This is a genomic window from Pedobacter sp. GR22-10 (genome assembly GCF_026239715.1).
Classification (GTDB): Bacteria; Bacteroidota; Bacteroidia; order Sphingobacteriales; family Sphingobacteriaceae; genus Pedobacter.
Window position 1 is genome coordinate 1,424,617 of the sequence record NZ_JAPIVR010000001.1, and the last position, 18,575, is coordinate 1,443,191.

The window sequence follows — 18,575 nt, forward strand, 5'->3', positions numbered from 1 at the left end:
CTATTAAATAAAAGTAAAACCAAACATGAAGGATAAGCCATGGGGGTTAATATCCATGGCATTGGTACTCATTTTATAACCCTTAAAGCCGATACCTACAAAAGTACTGGTGCTGGAACTCAGCGCATATTTCGCCCCAAAGCCCAGGTAAACATATACTCCCCGCTCTCGGTTACGTGAAATTTTGTCTGGTCTTTCATCATGTGCAATATGGTATTTGTTAAAGGATACACCAACAGAAGTTTCTGCAAATGGTTTTATTTTCTTAGAAGGGCTAAATTGATATTTCAGGTTTGCATAAACAGGTATAAACCAGAGCTTATGTAAGGTATATCCGTTATCATGATGTATGCGGGTAGCGGAATATTCTACACCAAAACCTGGCTCCAAGCCATTTTCCAATAAATAATTCACTTTTAATGATGAGGCATAAAACAGATTGCCATGTGTAGACCTTAAAAGTTCAAATGCCGGTGAATAGGTAAATTTCGAAGTATCGATCATTTGGTTTTGCGCGAAGCCTATAAGAGGACTGAATAGCAGTAGCACAATAAATTTAGGCAATTTCATTTTGATTGCAGTATTTTTTTAATGGGATGAATATACGTAACGAAAATGTTATGTTAAAATTGAAGTCAAAAAAAAGCACCGTTTTTCAGGTGCCTTTTTTTTTATTTTTTAGCTTGCTGCTGCTGGCGCATATAGTCATCCAGGCGCTGCTGAAATTTAGATTTTTTCTTTTTCTCATCTGCCGGCCTTGCTTTATTCTGCTGAATTAAAGCATGAATTTTATCATCATCAACCATTTTACGAATTAAGATCTGCTGACCGAAAGTCATTAAGTTAGCCAGGAAATAATAATAATTTAAACCCGCCGGATAACTATTCAAAACACCCAGGAAGATTACCGGCATGACATAACCAATGTATTTCATCTGGCCGGTAGCACCCGAGGTCTGATTATTAAAATAAGTCATAATCAGCGTAGAGATGGTCATCAATACACACATCAAACTTAAGTGATCACCAATAAAAGGTAATTTTACACCAAATTTGATAAACTCATCATAAGTAGATAAATCTTTCATCCAGAGAAAGCTCTCTCCACGCAATTCAAATAAATTCGGGAAGAAGAAGAAGAAAGCCATCACCAGTGGTAATTGTAAAACCATAGGTAAACATCCACCCAAAGGATTTACGCCTGCCTTTTTATATAGTTTTAAATATTCCTGTTGTACCAGGGTAGGATTATCTTCACCAACCTTTGCTTTAATTTCATCCATTTCAGGTTTTAAAACCCTCATTTTAGCCATCGAAAGATATGACTTGTAGGTAAGCGGAGATAAGGCCACTTTTAACAAGATGGTTAATACCAGGATGATTAAACCAAAGTTCCAGCCAAAATTATTCAGGAAATTAAATACCGGCAATACAATAAAACGGTTGATGTATTTTAAAGGCCAGTAACCTAAATCCACTTGTTTTTCCAGATCGTAACCCTGATCTTTTAAAGCAGAGAATTTATTTGTACCGAAATAAAATTCCATATCATATGCCTGATTTGCCGTATGGGCATATGGCAATTGCATATTGGCATCATAAAACTTCACCAAACCAGGTTCCGTTGGAATCTTTACTTCCAAACTGCCTTTTTCAAAAGGTTGCTTGGCAATCAGCGAAGCAGAGAAAAAGTGTTGTTTAAAAGAGAACCACTGGATTTTACCTTTGGTTAATTCTTCTTTCTCTTCCTTCGATACGCTAAGGTGGTCAACATCACCATCAACATATTTGTAGTACGGAGCAGAATAGCGGTGTTCGCTTTCTATTGATTTTTCCTGCTGTAACAGGGTCGTCTGCCAGTTCAAACCGATGGTATTGCCTGCAATTACTTGTTGTAAACCCACCAGGTTAATTTTAAAATCGACCTTATTGCTTAAGCCTTTCAGGTTATATACATATTCTATATATGCATCAGAACCATAATCGGCACGCATAGTTACCGTATTTCCGGTTTTATTGGCGGTAAAATATAAATCATTGGTATTGATGATTTTTCCGGCAGCATTCAGATTTAAACCAAACTTATTCTGGTTGCCATCAAATAAAATAAGGGGCTTTCCGGTATAAGTTTTCTGCCCTTTCACCTGAACGGAAGAAATCCGGCCGCCTTTATTACTTAAAGTGATCAATAGATTTTCATTTTCCAATGTAGTAGTGGATGCCGTTCCGGTTAATGCAGTACCAAACGGACCTTTTAACGCAAGCGAATCTACAACGGGACTATTGGTAACTGCAGTTTTGGCGACAGTATCTTTAACAGCAGGCGCAACACCGGCTTTTTTCAAAGAATCTAAACGTTCGATTTCTTTGTTTTTTTTAATTTCAGCCTCGCTGGGCCTTAAAAAATAAAATGATCCTGCCAAAATGATCATGATCAGGAACAATCCTGTGAAGGTATTTCTATCCATTATACGTGTTTGTACTGCTTTTAATTCGTTTTCTTTTTCGCAAACTCCATCGCAGCGGCGACAAATTTAACAAAAAGTGGGTGAGGATTAGCAACTGTTGATTTTAATTCTGGGTGAAATTGTCCGCCCACAAAAAACGGATGATTTTTAAGTTCCACTATTTCGACTAAATTGGTTTGAGGATTAATTCCTGAAGCCATCATACCGGCATCTTCGTATTGCTTTAAATAGTCGTTATTAAACTCATAACGGTGGCGGTGGCGCTCATTAATATGTGCCTTACCATAAATGCCAAAAGCTTTGGTACCCTTTTTAATATCGCATGGGTAAGAGCCTAAACGCATGGTACCACCCATGTTTACGATGCTTTTCTGCTCTTCCATCATATTGATCACCGGGTTTTCAGCTTCAGGATCAATTTCTGTGGTATGTGCACCCTTCAGTCCTAAAACATTACGGCCATACTCAATCACTGCACATTGCATGCCCAAGCAAATGCCAAAGAAGGGCACCTGATGTTCACGTACATACTTAATGGTATCAATTTTACCTTCAATGCCTCGGCTTCCAAAACCAGGTGCCACCAAAACACCTTGTAAGTGCCCTAACTTTTCCTGTACATTATCAGGGAAAATGCTTTCTGAATGAATATATTCTACCCGTACTTTACATTCGTTCTTAGAGCCTGCATGTACGAAAGATTCGATAATTGATTTATAGGCATCAGGTAATTCCACATATTTACCCACCAAACCGATTTTAACTTCGGCTGTTGGATTTTTTAATCGTCCCAGGAAATCTTTCCAGCTTTCCATATCCGGATCATTCTTGGTTGGTAATTTTAATTTGGCTAAAACCGTTTTGTCTAACTGTTCCTTTAACATCAGCAATGGCACATCATAAATAGTGGATGCATCCATCGATTCGACTACGGCATTGATGTTAACGTTACAAAACAAGGCGATTTTTTTTCTCAGATCCTGACCCAGGTGATGCTCAGTTCTGCAAACGAGGATATCAGGCTGAATACCGTACTCTAATAAAGCTTTAACCGAGTGTTGAGTAGGTTTGGTTTTTAATTCACCTGCAGCGGCCAGGTATGGCACTAAGGTTAAGTGAATCACAATGGCATTTGAGCTTCCTTCTTCCCACTTAAACTGACGTACAGCTTCAATAAAAGGAAGTGATTCAATATCACCAACGGTACCACCAAGCTCGGTAATTACGATATCATAGTCGCCGCTATCCCCTAAAATACGCATATTGCGTTTAATTTCATCAGTGATATGCGGTACCACCTGAACCGTTTTACCTAAATATTCACCTTTTCGCTCTTTGCTGATCACATTTTGATAAATACGACCAGTTGTGATGTTATTGGCTTGAGAAGTTGGAACATTTAAGAAACGTTCGTAATGACCAAGATCCAGATCGGTTTCGGCACCATCCTCAGTAACAAAGCATTCGCCATGCTCATAAGGATTTAATGTTCCCGGATCGATATTAATGTACGGATCGAATTTTTGAATGGTTACACGGTAGCCACGTGCCTGTAAAAGTTTAGCTAAAGATGCGGAAATGATGCCCTTACCCAATGAGGAAGTAACACCGCCCGTAACAAAAATATACTTAGTCATGTTTGTGATTTTTTACGGCAAATGGTAAATATTGCCGCTTTTTGTACGGGATACAAAGGTATGAAAATTCCTCGTTTTTGCTGTTTTAATGTTTAGATATTTTAAAAATGATAATGTAATGTTTATCAGAAAATTAGCTGCTATTTAAGATTTATTTATTGTTTTGTGAAAAGCAAAACCGGTGTAAAGGTTGAATGTTAGTCCTTTTCCGCTAAATCTTTTTTGCGATCAGTTGCACTGAATGATAAATACTGCAACAAAAAAGTATATCGCTCCAACCAGGTTTAGCTAACTCATTTATAAGCTTTATACATCAGTTGCGGTAACACTAACATGATTCCTGGTAAATACTTTCTTTAATTTATCAATCCGTCTTTTATTTTCTTGCTGTAATAATGAGGGATATAAATTCATCAATGTATTCAACATCATCATGATGAATGCCGGTAAGTACTTCCCCTTAAAAACCATAGATAAAGCAAAAATAGCCACAGCAATAAATGCAATTAAATGATTGATTTCTGCAAGTGTCATTTCGTTACGCAAAATATTCAAATCATTTGGCTCAACTTTATTATTTATCCTAAGCTTAGGATTGAAGAATTTGAAGAAAGTATTTTTTACAGTCCATTTAATCAAAACAATTCCGATAAGTTTGTTGATTTTTTTGCTCTTAATAAAATTTAAATTTGTTAATTTTTCTTGATAGCGTGTTGTTTTGATCAGAAAGGCATTGATTATCATTCCAATAATCCATGAAATAAATACAATAGAAATACCGTTGGTAAGATGTCTGATCACTTTAATATAAGTGGGTTTTAAGAAAGTCGATTAACAACATTTATAATAGATCTTCACTTTCTGCTCCTTTTCGCTCCAGGCAATATACACGTTGTTTTCTTTGCCTAAGCGATACTTGAAACCATTTAACCGGGATTTTTTGAGTTCCTCATATAAAGCCTTATCTGGCACATAGTTATCTGCCTTATCTTCAGGTAACACGGCAGGTTCCAGGAAATTGTCCTCCGCAAAAAAGTTATCAGCAATCGTTTTTAAAAAAGTCATCTGATCTTTTTCTTTAGAAAGATCCAGATTGGGATCAGTATCTCCAATTAGATCACTTCCCTTCAATTGAACATGATAAATTTCCTTCCCACCTGCTTTCTTAATGTTAAACACCAAAACCATGTTTTCAGGCTTTCTTCCGTTTAATTCAATTTTGAAGGTATCTTGTGCATTTAAATCAGAGAATGATTTGGTCATTTGCTGATTCACATTCTTAAAATTAACAGCATCGTCTTTAGCTTTGTTGCCTGGTTGGCAAGCCAAAAACAAGGTACTTATGGTTATCAGGAGCAATAATTTTCTCATTTCCGAAAATACAAATTTTAAGCTTCTGTTAAATACTTAAATCCTGATTAGCTACTTATTTTATTTATTTAAATTGATATGATTTAATATTGCCGTTGAATGATACAAATATTTGCATGGTTTATGAAATTAAACATTAGCACATTACATTTATGCGGTCTTTTACCAATGAACATTGGTCCATATGGGAAGTTACATCGAAATCAGATTCAAACAAGTTATGACAGCACACAAAAAATACAATAATTTACAGGTTGAAATTGTAGATTATAAACCAGCCCATCAGGAAGCATTCAAATCATTAAATGAGGAATGGATTTCGACTCATTTTACAATGGAGGATTCTGACTACAAAGTGCTTGATCATCCACAAAGTTATATTTTAGATAAGGGTGGTTATATTTTGGTGGCCGTTTACAACAGTGTGCTCTCAGGTGTTTGCGCTTTAATTAAAATGAGCGACGGGGAATATGATTTCGAACTGGCTAAAATGGCGGTTGCACCCGCAGTTCAAGGCAAAAATATCGGGTTCCTTCTGGCTACTGCCATCATAGAACGGGCAAAATCTTTGCATGCTTCAAAAATTTACCTGGAAAGCAATACGGTTTTGAAACCAGCAATAAATCTTTACCATAAACTCGGTTTCAAAAAAGTAGCTGGCAAACCCACACCTTATGCCCGGTGTAATATTCAGATGGAACTGGTGTTAAAATAATCGGAATAAGATTGTCCTTTTAAATCATGAAACCGCTAATAAACCAGTGGATTAATTATTTTAACTTTAAGGCTTCAAGCAGATGATTTAATTTCAATAAGTCGTCTGGTGTATCTATCGCAACAGTTTCAAAATCAGTTACTTTTGTCTGAATATAAAAACCATTTTCAATCCAGCGCAATTGCTCCAGGCTTTCTGCAATTTCCAGAGATGACGGTGGTAATTTGGTAATGGCCGATAAAGCTTCTTTCCGATAACCATAAATGCCAATGTGCTTATAAAACTGATGCTTTTCTGCCCAAACACCGGGTTCGCCGTTTCTGATAAAAGGAATCGGACTGCGGCTAAAATACATGGCCCTGCCGTTTACATCAATCACCACTTTGGGGCTGTTCGGGTTATAAATACTTTCCTGGCTTTGAATGGGTTTGATCAGTGTAGCCAATTGAACTTTTTCCTCCTGAAAACAACTCGCCAATAAATCGATTTGATCAGGCTCGATGAAAGGTTCATCACCCTGAATGTTAATCACGATATCAAAATGGGGGTATTGCTCACTCACTTCCGCACAGCGATCTGTTCCGCTCTGGTGTTGTGGCGATGTAAAAACAAATTCACCGCCAAACTTTTTTACTTCATCCGCAATCCGCTCATCATCAGTAGCGATAACCACCTTCGATAAGCTTTTTGCTTTTAAAGCCTGTTCATACACCCGCTTAATCATTGTTTTACCTGCAATATCAACCAATGGCTTCCCCGGGAACCGGGTAGAAGCATAACGTGCAGGAATGATGCCTATTACCCTCAAATCCACTAAAGGAGACTTTTCCTTTCCATTGTTCATATATCGTTTTTAAAAAATTGAAACAGTGTTAAAGAATCTTTGCCTTCACACCAGGATTTAATTAAAATCTCAGCACATTAAAACATTCTTATACAACTTTGCTTTTCCCTCTTGCCTTTAGCCTCCGTTCAGGGGGCCGGGTTAAAACAGCCCGTTTATTTCTGCTTCTATCGACTGGATTACCGTACCCAGATCTTCAGGATTATTGGTGAAATCTAATTTGTCTTTGTCTAAAATTAAAAGTTTACCTAAGTTGTAACCTTTAATCCAGGCTTCATATTTTTCATTCAGCTTGGATAGGTAATCAATCCGGATGCCTGCTTCATATTCACGGCCGCGGCGTTGGATGTTATTAACCAAAGTAGGAACGGAAGCCCTTAAATAAACCAATAAATCAGGTGGTTTAATAAAGGAAGTGATGTTATCAAAAATGGCCCTGTAATTATCGTGGTCGCGGGTGGTCATTAATGCCATATCATGCAGGTTTTCTGCAAAAATATGCGCATCCTCATAAATGGTCCTGTCCTGAATTACATTGCGCTTATTTACCTCGATATCGGTAATCTGCTGAAAACGACTGTTCAGAAAATAAATCTGAAGGTTAAAACTCCAGCGCTTCATGTCGCTGTAAAAATCTTCCAGATAAGGATTGTTATCCACGGCTTCATACAGCGCCTCCCATCCGTAATTTTTGGCCAGTAAACCTGTGAGTGTTGTTTTTCCGGCACCGATATTTCCTACAATTGCAATGTGCATTTTTTATTATGTTTTGCGGTGAACGCGATGTGACGAGCGTTATGTACGCTAACCGCATGGCACCTAACGCCAGTTAAAAACTTTTAAAACCAATTAATTTACGAACTTCCCTGATGGTATGCTGTGCGCTTTCACGTGCTTTTAACGCACCATGTTTGGCTACCTGCCTAAGGTAAAGATCATCTTTGGATAGTGCCTCAATGCGTTCTCTGATGGGTGAATTAAAAACAATCATATCTTCGGCCAATTGCTTTTTCATGTCGCCATAACGGATCTGCATTTTATTATATAAACCATCAAAATGCTCCAGTGTATCAGCTGTAGAAACAATCTTCATTAAATCAAATAAATTCTGAATGGCTTCCGGCTTTTCCTGGTTTTCCTCTGTCGGGCCACTATCACTCACCGCTCTGGCAACTTTTTTACGGATAACCTCCGGACTGTCTGACAGATAAATGCAATTTCCATCACCATCTGATTTACTCATTTTTCCTTTTCCTTCCAGGCCTGGTACTTTGACCAGGTTTTCGGCATAGTTGAAGGCAAAAGATTCAGGAAAAAAATCCGACTGGTACATTCTGTTGAAACGGTTGCCAAAGTTACGGGTCATTTCCAGATGCTGTTCCTGATCTTTACCTACCGGAACCTTGGTTGCGCGGTGAATTAAAATATCAGCAGCCATTAAGGTGGGATAGGTTAATAAACCAGCATTTACATTATCCGGGTTCGATCTGATTTTTTCTTTGAAAGATGCACTGCGTTCCAGTTCGCCCAGGTAGGCATTCATATTCAGGTATAAATAAAGTTCTGAAACTTCAGGTACATCACTTTGCACATAAATGGTTGTTTCCTCCGGATTAATGCCACAGGCCAGGTATTCTACCAAAACGTGGCGTACATAACCATGTAAATCGCCAGGAGTGGGATGCGTGGTTAAAGAGTGAAGATCGGCAATAAAAAAATAGCAGTTATAATCATACTGCATTTTTACAAAATTGGTTACCGCACCAAAATAATTTCCTAAATGTAGCTTTCCTGTTGGCCTGATGCCACTCACCACGGTTTCTTTCATAATGGCACGAAATTAAAAATAAAAACCAAGCAATGTACAACATCGGGTCAATTTTATATCCACAGGGTTTAATTATTTCAAATGCGCTATATGCCATTAAATCTCACCGGCATAATTAAAAATTAGCTTCTGCAATTGTAATTGTCTGGCTATTTTATATTTTTGAAGCTTATGATTAAACTTTTAAGGCAATTTCACAGAATATGGTATCTTTTCTGGATTGTATTTTTCTTTGCCTTGTTTTATCCACTTTATTACCTGACTTCCAGAAATGAAAAGTATTATGGAATACTTAATTTTTGCCGGAAGATCAATAGTTTTTTATCCAGTTGCCTGTCAGGCATATTTTTTTCTTTTACCTACGAAGAAAAGCTTGATAAAAACCAAACCTATATTTACTGCGCCAACCACAGTTCCAACCTTGATATCATAATTTTCTGTATCATGGGGCAGGGGAAATATCATTTTATGGGAAAAGATGAATTGCTCAAAAACCCGGTACTGGGCATCTTTTTTAAAACAATTGATATCTCCGTGAACCGCGACAGTAAAATTTCAGCTTTCCGGGCATTTAAAAAGGCTGGTGAAAATTTAAAAAAAGGAATGAGCCTGGTGATCTTCCCGGAAGGCAAAATAGATGTGCATTATCCGCCTAAACTGGGCGAATTTAAAAACGGTCCCTTTCGTCTGGCCATTGACCAAAATATCCCATTGGTTCCGGTGAGCATTACCAATGTATGGAAAATTAGCTGGGATGATGGTTCGCAGTATGGAAGTAAGCCCGGAATTTGCGATATTTACGTCCATAAACCCATTAACACCGCTGCTCTTGTGATAGATGATGCTGATGTTTTAAAAGAGCAGGTTTTTCATTTAATAGATAGTAAATTAGTAAAATGAATTTAGACGCCCAAACCATACACAAGATTGCCGATCTGGCCAGGATCCATATTGATGAAAAATCAGTGGATACCCTTATTCCGGAAATGAATAAGATTTTATCTTTCATGGAAAAATTAAATGAGCTGGATACCACTAACGTAAAACCATTGGTATACCTGAATGAATCTACCAATGTTTGGCGGGAAGATACTGTTAAACAGGAAATTTCTACTGCTGACGGATTAAAGAATGCGGCCAAGCATACTGATCAGTTTTTTATGGTTCCGAAAATTATAGAAAAATAAGGTTTAAAGTCATTTATAGAAGTTCGTTTCTGCAGGTGCTTCGTATTTTTTAATGCATCCTGTAACATCTTAGCCCTAAATCCTGTCTAAAAAAGAAAAAACATGGAGAAACCACTCATTACCATTAAAGAAATCGGGCGTAAGTATGTCATCGGATCTGAAGTTATCCATGCCCTGAAATCGGTTTCTCTGGATATCAATAAAGGGGAATTCGTAGCTTTAATGGGTCCATCCGGTTCTGGTAAATCTACCTTAATGAATATTCTGGGCTGTCTGGATACACCTTCAAGCGGCACTTATATTTTGAATGGAACCAATGTAAGTCAGATGACTGATGATGCATTGGCAGAAGTCAGAAATAAAGAAATAGGGTTTGTGTTTCAAACCTTTAATTTACTTCCCCGTTCTACTGCGTTAGACAATGTGGCCCTGCCACTCATTTATGCCGGCACCAGCAAGAAAGACCGCCAAAAGAGGGCAGCCAAAGCACTTGAAAATGTAAACCTGGGCAACCGGATGGACCATAAACCCAATGAATTGTCAGGCGGTCAGCGCCAGCGTGTAGCCGTAGCCAGGGCACTGATTAATGATCCTTCCATTATTCTTGCGGATGAGCCTACTGGTAACCTGGATACCAAAACCTCTATTGAAATTATGGGCCTGCTGGAGGAAATTCACAGTAAAGGAAATACCATTATTTTAGTTACCCACGAAGAAGATATTGCGCAACATGCGCATAGAATAGTGCGTATGCGTGATGGTTTAATTGAAAATGATTACCTGAATACTGACGTTAAAAATGTTTCACCTCGTTTACAAGCCCTAAAAGACAGCGGCAGCGACTGGGAAAAAATTAATTAACCCCCTAAATCCCCTGAAGAGGACTTAGGACTCACAAAATAATTTCCCCTCAAAGGGGAGAGCAGTGGTATGAAAATCTACACTAAAACCGGCGACAAGGGGCAAACCTCATTAATAGGTGGTACCCGGGTGCCTAAGTTCCATTTGCGCATTGAAAGTTATGGCACCGTGGATGAATTGAATTCCTACGTGGGATTAATCATGTGCCAGGATATTGATCCGCAACATAAATTATTGTTAAAAGAAATTCAGGATCGCTTGTTTACCATTGGATCCTCACTGGCTGCAGATCCTGAAAAATCAAAAATGAAAATTCCTGATTTGCATGACGCCGACATTGTATTGTTGGAAAATGAGATAGATGCGATGAACGAAATCTTACCCGCCCTGAAACATTTTGTGCTGCCAGGTGGAAATACTGTCGTTTCTTACTGCCATATTGCTAGGTGTGTATGCCGGAGAGCAGAAAGGTTAACAGTAGCACTTGCAGCAGACAGCTTTGTAGAAGAGCGTGTTACCGTATATTTAAACCGTTTAAGTGACTATTTGTTTGTTTTGGCACGAAAACTGAATATGGATTTTGCAGCGGAAGAAAATATTTGGATTCCCCGTGTTTAAAAGTGGAAAAATAAGTTTGTTTTGCTCAAAAATTTTAATATACTTTGCGCATTATAAAGAATAAGAATTTAATTGAATTGAAGATATGTATTGGACATTAGAATTAGCATCGCACTTGGAAGACGCACCATGGCCTGCAACTAAAGATGAATTAATTGATTATGGTATCCGTTCTGGTGCCCCTGTAGAGGTAATTGAGAATTTACAGGCACTGGAAGATGATGGTGAGCCTTATGAAACGATAGAAGAGATCTGGCCGGATTATCCGACTAAAGAAGACTTCTTCTTTAATGAAGACGAATACTAGGATTAAAAGAATATAAGCCGCTTCCTCATACGAAGCGGCTTTTTTGTAGGTTTAGTTTTTTACGACTTATGTCTTCCTGTCAAATCTGACCAGATTTTAGTCTCCTGATTCAAGAGATTACGAATACTTTAACTATTGAAAAGCAAGTATTAGGGTTGTGATTTTAAAAATTATTTACATTTTTTAAACAAAATTATAGCCACCGTGTTAATACATCAACATTTACTTAAAAAATTAACACTATGGGAAATTTATTGTATTTAGTCGCAGTCGTTTTGGTTATATTATGGGTCATCGGATTTTTATTCCACGGCTTCGGAGATGTAGGTAACATCATCCACGTTTTATTAGTCATCGCAGTAATTGCAATCTTGCTAAAAGTCATTGGCAGAGCAACCTAAGATACATGAAGAAATATTTACCTTTTTCTAATCAATTAGATAGGATAAATTAAAGAAAGGCATTTCATTTTTATGGAATGCCTTTTTTGTAACTTTATTTTTTCAGTAACAGTTCCGCTAATTCCAGATCAATAGGATAGGTGATTTTAATATTGTTTCGTTCGCCCTCTACAATATGAATTTCTTCATGAAGCGATTCGACCACACTGGCATCGTCAGTAAAACGCGTAGAAAATTCCTGCTCATAAGCAGTCTTCAGTGTTCTTAAGCTAAAGGTTTGTGGTGTTTGTACCAGATAGATTTCATCGCGATTTAAAGCAGATGATTGATTGTTCCTGAGCATCCTCACACTGTCGCTTGATTTCACGGATGCGATAGCATTTCCATTTTCTTCAGCTTGTCTAAAACAGTGATCTATTAATGTTTTTGTAACTAAAGGACGTACAGCGTCGTGAATGGCAACAAAGCTTTCCTCCTTAATGTAATCAACTGCATTTTTAACAGAATAGAAACGTTCAATGCCGCCATCGATGATCTCGTGTGGAATACGAAAGTTGAATTCTTCACAAAGCCTCCTCCAGTATGCCTGTTGTTCTTTGTTTAAAACCAGTAATATTTTAGGTTGTGTATCGCTTTGTGCAAAAGCTTTAATGGTATGCATCAGAACCGGGAGGTTCTTTAGCAGTAAAAATTGTTTCGGGGTTTCCGTCTGCATCCGATTGCCAGAACCGCCTGCTACAATAATAGCGTAGTATTTCATCTTTTAAGATATGAGATTATAGATATGAGATAGGAGATCTGATTAACTCAAATCTCATATCTCATTACTCAAATCTAGATAATTAGCATGGCATCGCCGTAGCTGTAAAATTTATATTTTTCTTTTACGGCCACCTCATAAGCGTTCATTACATTTTCATAACCACCAAATGCACTAACCATCATTAACAAAGTAGATTCCGGGGTGTGGAAATTGGTAATCATTGAATTGGCAATGCTGAAATCATAAGGCGGAAAAATAAACTTACTGGTCCAGTCATTAGCTGATTTTAAAGTCCGGTTAGCTGAAACAGCTGATTCAATGGCACGCATGGAAGTGGTTCCCACCGCACAGATTTTCCTTTTTTCTTCCAGGGCTTTATTTACGATGTTTGCATCTTTTGGCTCAATGATAAACTGTTCAGAATCCATTTTGTGCTTCGTTAAATCTTCCACCTCAACCGTTCTGAATGTACCAAGGCCAACATGCAAAGTAACTTCTGCAAACTCAACACCCTTAAGTTCAAGGCGTTTCATCAACTCGCGGCTAAAGTGTAAACCAGCAGTTGGCGCTGCTACAGCACCTTCATGTTTCGCGAAGATGGTTTGATAACGTTCTTTGTCTTCAGCAGTTGCTTTACGTTTAATGTATTTAGGTAGTGGTGTTTCACCTAAAATTTCTACGTTTCTTCTGAATTCTTCATCTGTTCCTTCAAACAAGAAACGAATGGTACGTCCGCGTGATGTAGTATTGTCTACTACTTCAGCTACTAATAAGTCGTCATCGCCAAAATAAAGTTTATTACCTACACGGATTTTACGTGCAGGATCAACCAATACATCCCACAAACGTAATTCTTTGTTCAATTCACGTAGTAAAAAAACCTCGATTGTAGCACCGGTTTTCTCTTTGTTTCCGTATAAACGGGCAGGGAAAACTTTGGTGTTATTTAATATCATAACGTCTTTGTCATCGAAATAACCGAGTACGTCTTTGAAAATTTTATGTTCAATTTTACCACTGTCTTTATGTAAGACCATTAAGCGGGCTTCATCGCGTTGTTCAGCCGGATTGTTGGCCACTAATGATTCTGGTAAGTTGAATTTGAATTGTGATAATTTCATTCTTGATGAATTTTTTGAGGTGCAAAAATACGAATTTAATTTTTCTTTTCCGTATTTTATCAAACGCAATTAAGTATATTATGTTTTTGAGCAGCTATTATTTACTTTCAGCACTGATTTGGAAATCCTTTTAAACAAAATTCATTAGATTTGATATTCTGCTGTAACCTTTTATAGTCTATAGCATCTAATTAACAATTATGATTATTTTTAGGCTAATAGGTGAAAGTTTCCGTTTTGCATTTGATGCATTGCGCCAGAACAAGTTGCGTACCATGTTATCCCTGTTAGCGATAACCATTGGTATTTTTACCATCATCACTGTTTTTTCTGCAGTAGATACTTTTCGCGGCAAACTTCAGTCAAGCGTAGATAAACTGGGCTCCAATACCATCTTCATACAAAAATGGCCATGGAGTTTTGGCGACAATTACCCATGGTGGAAGTATATGAATCGCCCTCAGCCTTCATTACGTGATTTTGAAATGTTAAGAACACGCATGGAAAACGCCCAGGGAATTACCTTTGAAATATCAACAAGCGATAGAACCATCAAATACAGGAGCAGTTCTGTGGAAGGCATTACGGTATCAGCCGCTTCTCACGATTTTGACAAGACCTGGAATTTTGAACTGCAGGCTGGTCGCTATTTTACCGAAAGTGAGAGCAATAATGGTTCCCCGGTTTTATTAATGGGCGCGGATATTGCCGAAGGCTTATTTGGATCAGAAGATCCGATTGGGAAACAAGTGCAGATTTTAGGCCGTCGGCTAACCGTTATTGGGGTATTTAAAAAAGAGGGGGAAGATATGTTTGGAACGACCCTGGATAAAAATGTGAATGTTCCGGTAAACTTTGCCAAGGGGATCTTAGACATTCAGAATGAACGTTATAATCCGCAGATTACCGTTCGTGGAAATGACCAGGTATCGCTTGAAGAAATTGAAAGCGAGCTTCAGGGCTTAATGCGGTCAATCCACCGGATCAGACCTGGCCAGCAAGATGATTTTGCGCTAAATAAGACGACTATTATTTCCAATCAATTAGATTCTATGTTTACCATGGTGAACTGGGCAGGATGGATCATTGGTGGTTTTTCTATTCTCGTTGGCGGATTTAGTATTGCGAACATCATGTTTGTATCGGTAAAAGAAAGAACAAATATCATCGGCATCCAGAAGTCTTTAGGTGCTAAGAATTATTTTATCTTACTGCAATTTATTTTTGAGTCGATATCACTTTGTATTCTCGGAGGTTTATTAGGCTTGATACTGGTATATCTGCTGGCCTTATTAATTGGTTTGGCTACAGGCTTTAATATCATTTTAGGATTAAACAATATTATTCTGGGTATCGGAATCTCCATCATCATTGGTACCATATCCGGATTCTGGCCGGCTTATTCAGCATCCAGGCTGGACCCGGTTGAAGCGATCAGAAGTTAGTTTACTTTTTATACCGCATTTATCTTTGTTCATAAACCTTATTGAAGTGGAAAGCCCGCAAGCCTGATCTTTCATCAGGTGCGGACTTGTAACGGAAAGGAGGGCTGCAAGATTCGATGAAATACCGGCTTCCATTTTCAAAAAGCTATGCTGTGCCTCATGATTTTTTGCTGTTTATTATTAATGATGCTTTTTCGATATAAAACAAGAAACCCTGACTAAAATGAATTAATCAGGGTTTTGATATAATTTGCAATCAACTAAGATGGCTTAGGCCAATTTACCCAATGCTTCTTTAATTCTTCTTAAAGCTTCAACGAGGCTTTCATCAGATGCGGCATATGATAAGCGGATATAATTATTATTGCCAAATGAATCGCCGCCCACTGTTGCCACATGACCAACGTTTAGTAAATATAAGGCCAGGTCTGAAGAATCCTTAATTACATTTCCATCAGCATCTTTCTTTCCAAAAAAAGCACTGATTTCCGGAAAAAAGTAAAATGCGCCATCAGGAAGATTGGTTTTTACGCCGGGAATCTCATTTAACAGGTTGTATACCAATTCTCTTCTGCGCAGGAAAGCTTCTTTCATTTGCATTACACTTTCCAAACCCTGATCATAAGCTACGATGCCTGCACGTTGCGCAATGGAACAAGTACCCGAGGTAGTTTGTCCCTGTAATTTATCGTTGGCTGCTGCAATTTCTTTATTTGCAGCAATATAACCCAATCTCCAGCCCGTCATGGCAAAAGCCTTAGAGAAACCATTTACCACAATCACGCGGTCTTTAATGCTTTTAAACTGGGCAATTGATTCATGTTTATCTACAAAATTAATGTGTTCGTAAATCTCATCTGATAAAATATAGATTTCAGGATGCTGCTCAAAAACCTTCACCAATGCGGCAAGTTCATCTTTACTGTATACTGAACCGGTTGGATTGCAGGGTGATGAAAACATAAACAATTTAGATTTGGGCGTAATGGCTGCTTCTAATTGTTCAGGGGTTATTTTAAAATTACTTTCAATATCTGTATCAATAAAAACCGATTTTCCTTCGGCAAGTGTTACCATTTCTGAATAAGAAACCCAGTAAGGGGTAGGGATAATCACTTCATCTTCAGGATCAATCAATGTGAGGATCACGTTTGAAAGGGACTGTTTTGCACCCGTCGAAACTACAATCTGTGAGATGTCATAATCCAGATTATTTTCTGTCTTCAGCTTCTTAACAATTGCCTGGCGCAGGTCAGGGTAACCTGGAACAGGGGAGTAGCGGGTGTAGTTTTCGTCTAATGCTAGTTTAGCGGCATTCTTTACGTGATCTGGCGTGTTAAAATCAGGTTCACCAACACTTAAACTAATGATGTTAATGCCTTTGGATGCTAATTCGCGACCAAGTTTCGTCATTTTAAGGGTTGCAGATTCTGACAGATTGTTGATTCTTCTGGATAAGGTGCTCATGGTTAATTACTTTACAGGCAAATATATAAACCAAATATTATTCTGCACTAAAAATCACATCTTTTTATCATTTAATTTAAGTGATAAACGTATTTTTGTCAAAAAAAATCGTGACCATTAAGAAAAAAGCAATAGCCATTTCACTTGCAATGAGTGTATTATTAATGTTGGCTAAATTTGTAGCCTATTTCATTACAGGCTCTAACGCTATTTTAACAGATGCAGCCGAGAGTATTGTGAATGTAATAGCAGGTAGCTTTGCATTTTATAGTATTTATTTGAGCACCCAGCCCCGGGATGAAAATCATCCATATGGTCACGGTAAGGTAGAGTTCTTTTCAGCCTTTGTAGAAGGAATCTTAATCCTGATTGCAGGGGTAATCATTATCTTTAAATCTTCTTATAACCTGATTTATCCCCACGCAGTTGGTAAACTCCTGGAAGGTACGCTTATCATCGGTATTACGGGTTTAATTAATATGATTGTAGGCTTAAAATTGATCAGTATTGGTGAAAAAGAGCACTCTGTAACACTTAAAGCAGATGGTAAACATTTATTAACCGATACCTATACCAGTGCGGCCATTGTAGCCGGCCTAATTTTGATTCAGCTGACCCATATTATCTGGCTGGATAGCTTGCTTTCGGTAATGGTTGGCTTTTATATTATCTATTCGGGCTATCAGCTTACCCGCGGCTCAGTTGGTGGACTGATGGATGAAAGTGATTTTACTTTGGTGGAAGAGGTTGTTGATGTTTTGCAGAAAAACAGGCACAATCCGTGGATTGACGTACATAACCTCCGCACCCAGCAATATGGTCCTGAGTTTCATATTGATTGCCACGTTACTTTGCCTTACTATTTCGACTTAAACCAGGTTCATCGTGAGATCTCACAAATAGATGAACTAATCAATAAAAACGGATTCAGAAAGGCTGAATTGTTTATTCATGCTGACCCTTGTTTACCCGAATGTTGCCACTATTGCCATATGAGCGAGTGTAAGGTGAGGGCAGAGGCTTTTAAGCACGAAATTGTATGGACACCTGAAATTGTAATTAAAAATAAAAAACACTTCGAAAATGAGTTACTTTAACGTCAGGGTATATGGTTTACTGATCAATCCGCAAAACGAAGTCCTCGTGAGTGATGAAGAGGAGTATGGTGTTCGTTTCAGCAAATTCCCGGGCGGTGGACTGGAATTGGGTGAGGGTTTATTAGACGGACTTAAACGGGAATTTATGGAAGAATGTCAGGCAGAAATTGATATTATCCGTCATTTTTACACCACCGACTTTTATGAAAAATCTTCTTTTAATGATAGTCAGCTAATCAGCATTTATTACCTTGTTCAGGAAAAAGCACCATTGCAGCTCGCTTTTAAAACTAAAGTTTTTGATTTTGATTCGGAAGGTGAAATTCTACAGGCTTTTCGCTGGGTAAACATTGCAGATCTGGTAATAGATGATATTACTTTTAAAACAGACCAGGTGGTTGCCCGGATGCTTAAAGATCAATTTGCAAAATAATCCAGACATTCA

At 37.9% G+C, this 18,575-nt stretch carries 21 protein-coding genes; 10 read left to right on the top strand and 11 right to left on the bottom strand.

Going from position 1 to position 18,575, the window contains the following annotated elements; translation table 11 throughout:
• Positions 1 to 3 precede the first annotated feature (3 nt).
• From OQX64_RS06095 to OQX64_RS06115, 5 genes are all read right to left on the bottom strand, one after another.
• Positions 4 to 570, bottom strand: coding sequence for an outer membrane beta-barrel protein (locus OQX64_RS06095; RefSeq protein WP_088301678.1), 567 nt, complete (start codon positions 568 to 570; stop codon positions 4 to 6).
• A gap of 101 nt (positions 571 to 671) precedes the next feature.
• The gene (yidC, locus tag OQX64_RS06100; protein ID WP_088301679.1) at positions 672 to 2,468 is read right to left on the bottom strand and encodes a membrane protein insertase YidC; all 1,797 of its coding nucleotides are present in this window, start codon (positions 2,466 to 2,468) and stop codon (positions 672 to 674) included.
• Between the two features lie 20 nt (positions 2,469 to 2,488).
• Positions 2,489 to 4,105, bottom strand: a complete 1,617-nt coding sequence (locus OQX64_RS06105; RefSeq protein ID WP_088301680.1) for a CTP synthase — start codon at positions 4,103 to 4,105, stop codon at positions 2,489 to 2,491.
• A 306-nt stretch (positions 4,106 to 4,411) separates the two neighbouring features.
• Positions 4,412 to 4,906, bottom strand: a complete 495-nt coding sequence (locus OQX64_RS06110) for a hypothetical protein (protein ID WP_265818053.1) — start codon at positions 4,904 to 4,906, stop codon at positions 4,412 to 4,414.
• 30 nt (positions 4,907 to 4,936) lie between these two features.
• A complete protein-coding gene (locus OQX64_RS06115; RefSeq protein ID WP_265818054.1) occupies positions 4,937 to 5,476 on the bottom strand; it encodes a hypothetical protein in 540 nt (179 codons plus the stop codon).
• Positions 5,477 to 5,696: 220 nt separating this feature from the next.
• On the opposite strand from OQX64_RS06115, the gene OQX64_RS06120 reads away from it, so the two are divergent.
• Positions 5,697 to 6,191 carry a GNAT family N-acetyltransferase gene (locus tag OQX64_RS06120; RefSeq protein WP_265818055.1) on the top strand — a complete coding sequence of 165 codons (495 nt, stop codon included), beginning with the start codon at positions 5,697 to 5,699 and terminating at the stop codon, positions 6,189 to 6,191.
• Positions 6,192 to 6,246: 55 nt separating this feature from the next.
• Here the strand turns inward: OQX64_RS06120 and kdsB are convergent, their stop codons facing one another.
• The 3 genes from kdsB to trpS form a co-directional block, all read right to left on the bottom strand.
• Complete coding sequence (gene kdsB / locus OQX64_RS06125; RefSeq protein ID WP_265818296.1) at positions 6,247 to 6,999, bottom strand: 3-deoxy-manno-octulosonate cytidylyltransferase; 753 nt, start codon at positions 6,997 to 6,999, stop codon at positions 6,247 to 6,249.
• Positions 7,000 to 7,176: 177 nt separating this feature from the next.
• Positions 7,177 to 7,791, bottom strand: coding sequence for a deoxynucleoside kinase (locus OQX64_RS06130; RefSeq protein ID WP_025144984.1), 615 nt, complete (start codon positions 7,789 to 7,791; stop codon positions 7,177 to 7,179).
• A 73-nt stretch (positions 7,792 to 7,864) separates the two neighbouring features.
• Positions 7,865 to 8,863 (bottom strand): tryptophan--tRNA ligase, encoded by a 999-nt coding sequence (gene trpS / locus OQX64_RS06135; RefSeq protein WP_088301684.1) that lies wholly within the window; start codon positions 8,861 to 8,863, stop codon positions 7,865 to 7,867.
• Between the two features lie 171 nt (positions 8,864 to 9,034).
• Between trpS and OQX64_RS06140 the strand changes: the two genes are divergently transcribed.
• The 6 genes from OQX64_RS06140 (at position 9,035) to OQX64_RS22425 (ending at position 12,237) form a co-directional block, all read left to right on the top strand.
• Positions 9,035 to 9,763, top strand: a complete 729-nt coding sequence (locus OQX64_RS06140) for a lysophospholipid acyltransferase family protein (RefSeq protein WP_265818056.1) — start codon at positions 9,035 to 9,037, stop codon at positions 9,761 to 9,763.
• Complete coding sequence (gatC, locus tag OQX64_RS06145) at positions 9,760 to 10,050, top strand: Asp-tRNA(Asn)/Glu-tRNA(Gln) amidotransferase subunit GatC (protein WP_265818057.1); 291 nt, start codon at positions 9,760 to 9,762, stop codon at positions 10,048 to 10,050. Before OQX64_RS06140 ends, gatC begins: the two co-directional genes overlap by 4 nt.
• Before the next feature lie 102 nt (positions 10,051 to 10,152).
• Positions 10,153 to 10,911, top strand: coding sequence for an ABC transporter ATP-binding protein (locus OQX64_RS06150; protein WP_088301687.1), 759 nt, complete (start codon positions 10,153 to 10,155; stop codon positions 10,909 to 10,911).
• A gap of 69 nt (positions 10,912 to 10,980) precedes the next feature.
• Complete coding sequence (locus tag OQX64_RS06155; protein WP_265818058.1) at positions 10,981 to 11,529, top strand: cob(I)yrinic acid a,c-diamide adenosyltransferase; 549 nt, start codon at positions 10,981 to 10,983, stop codon at positions 11,527 to 11,529.
• A gap of 85 nt (positions 11,530 to 11,614) precedes the next feature.
• Positions 11,615 to 11,836 (top strand): DUF2795 domain-containing protein, encoded by a 222-nt coding sequence (locus OQX64_RS06160; RefSeq protein WP_010603503.1) that lies wholly within the window; start codon positions 11,615 to 11,617, stop codon positions 11,834 to 11,836.
• A 242-nt stretch (positions 11,837 to 12,078) separates the two neighbouring features.
• Positions 12,079 to 12,237 (top strand): lmo0937 family membrane protein, encoded by a 159-nt coding sequence (locus OQX64_RS22425; protein ID WP_010603502.1) that lies wholly within the window; start codon positions 12,079 to 12,081, stop codon positions 12,235 to 12,237.
• Positions 12,238 to 12,331: 94 nt separating this feature from the next.
• Here the strand turns inward: OQX64_RS22425 and OQX64_RS06170 are convergent, their stop codons facing one another.
• Positions 12,332 to 12,997: a 2-C-methyl-D-erythritol 4-phosphate cytidylyltransferase gene (locus OQX64_RS06170; protein WP_265818059.1), complete on the bottom strand. Its 666-nt coding sequence runs from the start codon at positions 12,995 to 12,997 to the stop codon at positions 12,332 to 12,334.
• A gap of 74 nt (positions 12,998 to 13,071) precedes the next feature.
• Positions 13,072 to 14,121, bottom strand: a complete 1,050-nt coding sequence (gene queA, locus OQX64_RS06175; protein ID WP_088301690.1) for a tRNA preQ1(34) S-adenosylmethionine ribosyltransferase-isomerase QueA — start codon at positions 14,119 to 14,121, stop codon at positions 13,072 to 13,074.
• 200 nt (positions 14,122 to 14,321) lie between these two features.
• On the opposite strand from queA, the gene OQX64_RS06180 reads away from it, so the two are divergent.
• Positions 14,322 to 15,566, top strand: coding sequence for an ABC transporter permease (locus OQX64_RS06180; RefSeq protein WP_265818060.1), 1,245 nt, complete (start codon positions 14,322 to 14,324; stop codon positions 15,564 to 15,566).
• 270 nt (positions 15,567 to 15,836) lie between these two features.
• Here the strand turns inward: OQX64_RS06180 and OQX64_RS06185 are convergent, their stop codons facing one another.
• A complete protein-coding gene (locus OQX64_RS06185; RefSeq protein WP_265818061.1) occupies positions 15,837 to 17,033 on the bottom strand; it encodes a pyridoxal phosphate-dependent aminotransferase in 1,197 nt (398 codons plus the stop codon).
• 110 nt (positions 17,034 to 17,143) lie between these two features.
• Here OQX64_RS06185 and OQX64_RS06190 point away from each other — a divergent pair, with 110 nt between their 5' ends.
• Complete coding sequence (locus OQX64_RS06190) at positions 17,144 to 18,130, top strand: cation diffusion facilitator family transporter (protein WP_088301832.1); 987 nt, start codon at positions 17,144 to 17,146, stop codon at positions 18,128 to 18,130.
• Complete coding sequence (locus tag OQX64_RS06195; protein WP_265818062.1) at positions 18,117 to 18,563, top strand: NUDIX domain-containing protein; 447 nt, start codon at positions 18,117 to 18,119, stop codon at positions 18,561 to 18,563. Before OQX64_RS06190 ends, OQX64_RS06195 begins: the two co-directional genes overlap by 14 nt.
• The last annotated feature ends 12 nt before the right edge of the window (positions 18,564 to 18,575 follow it).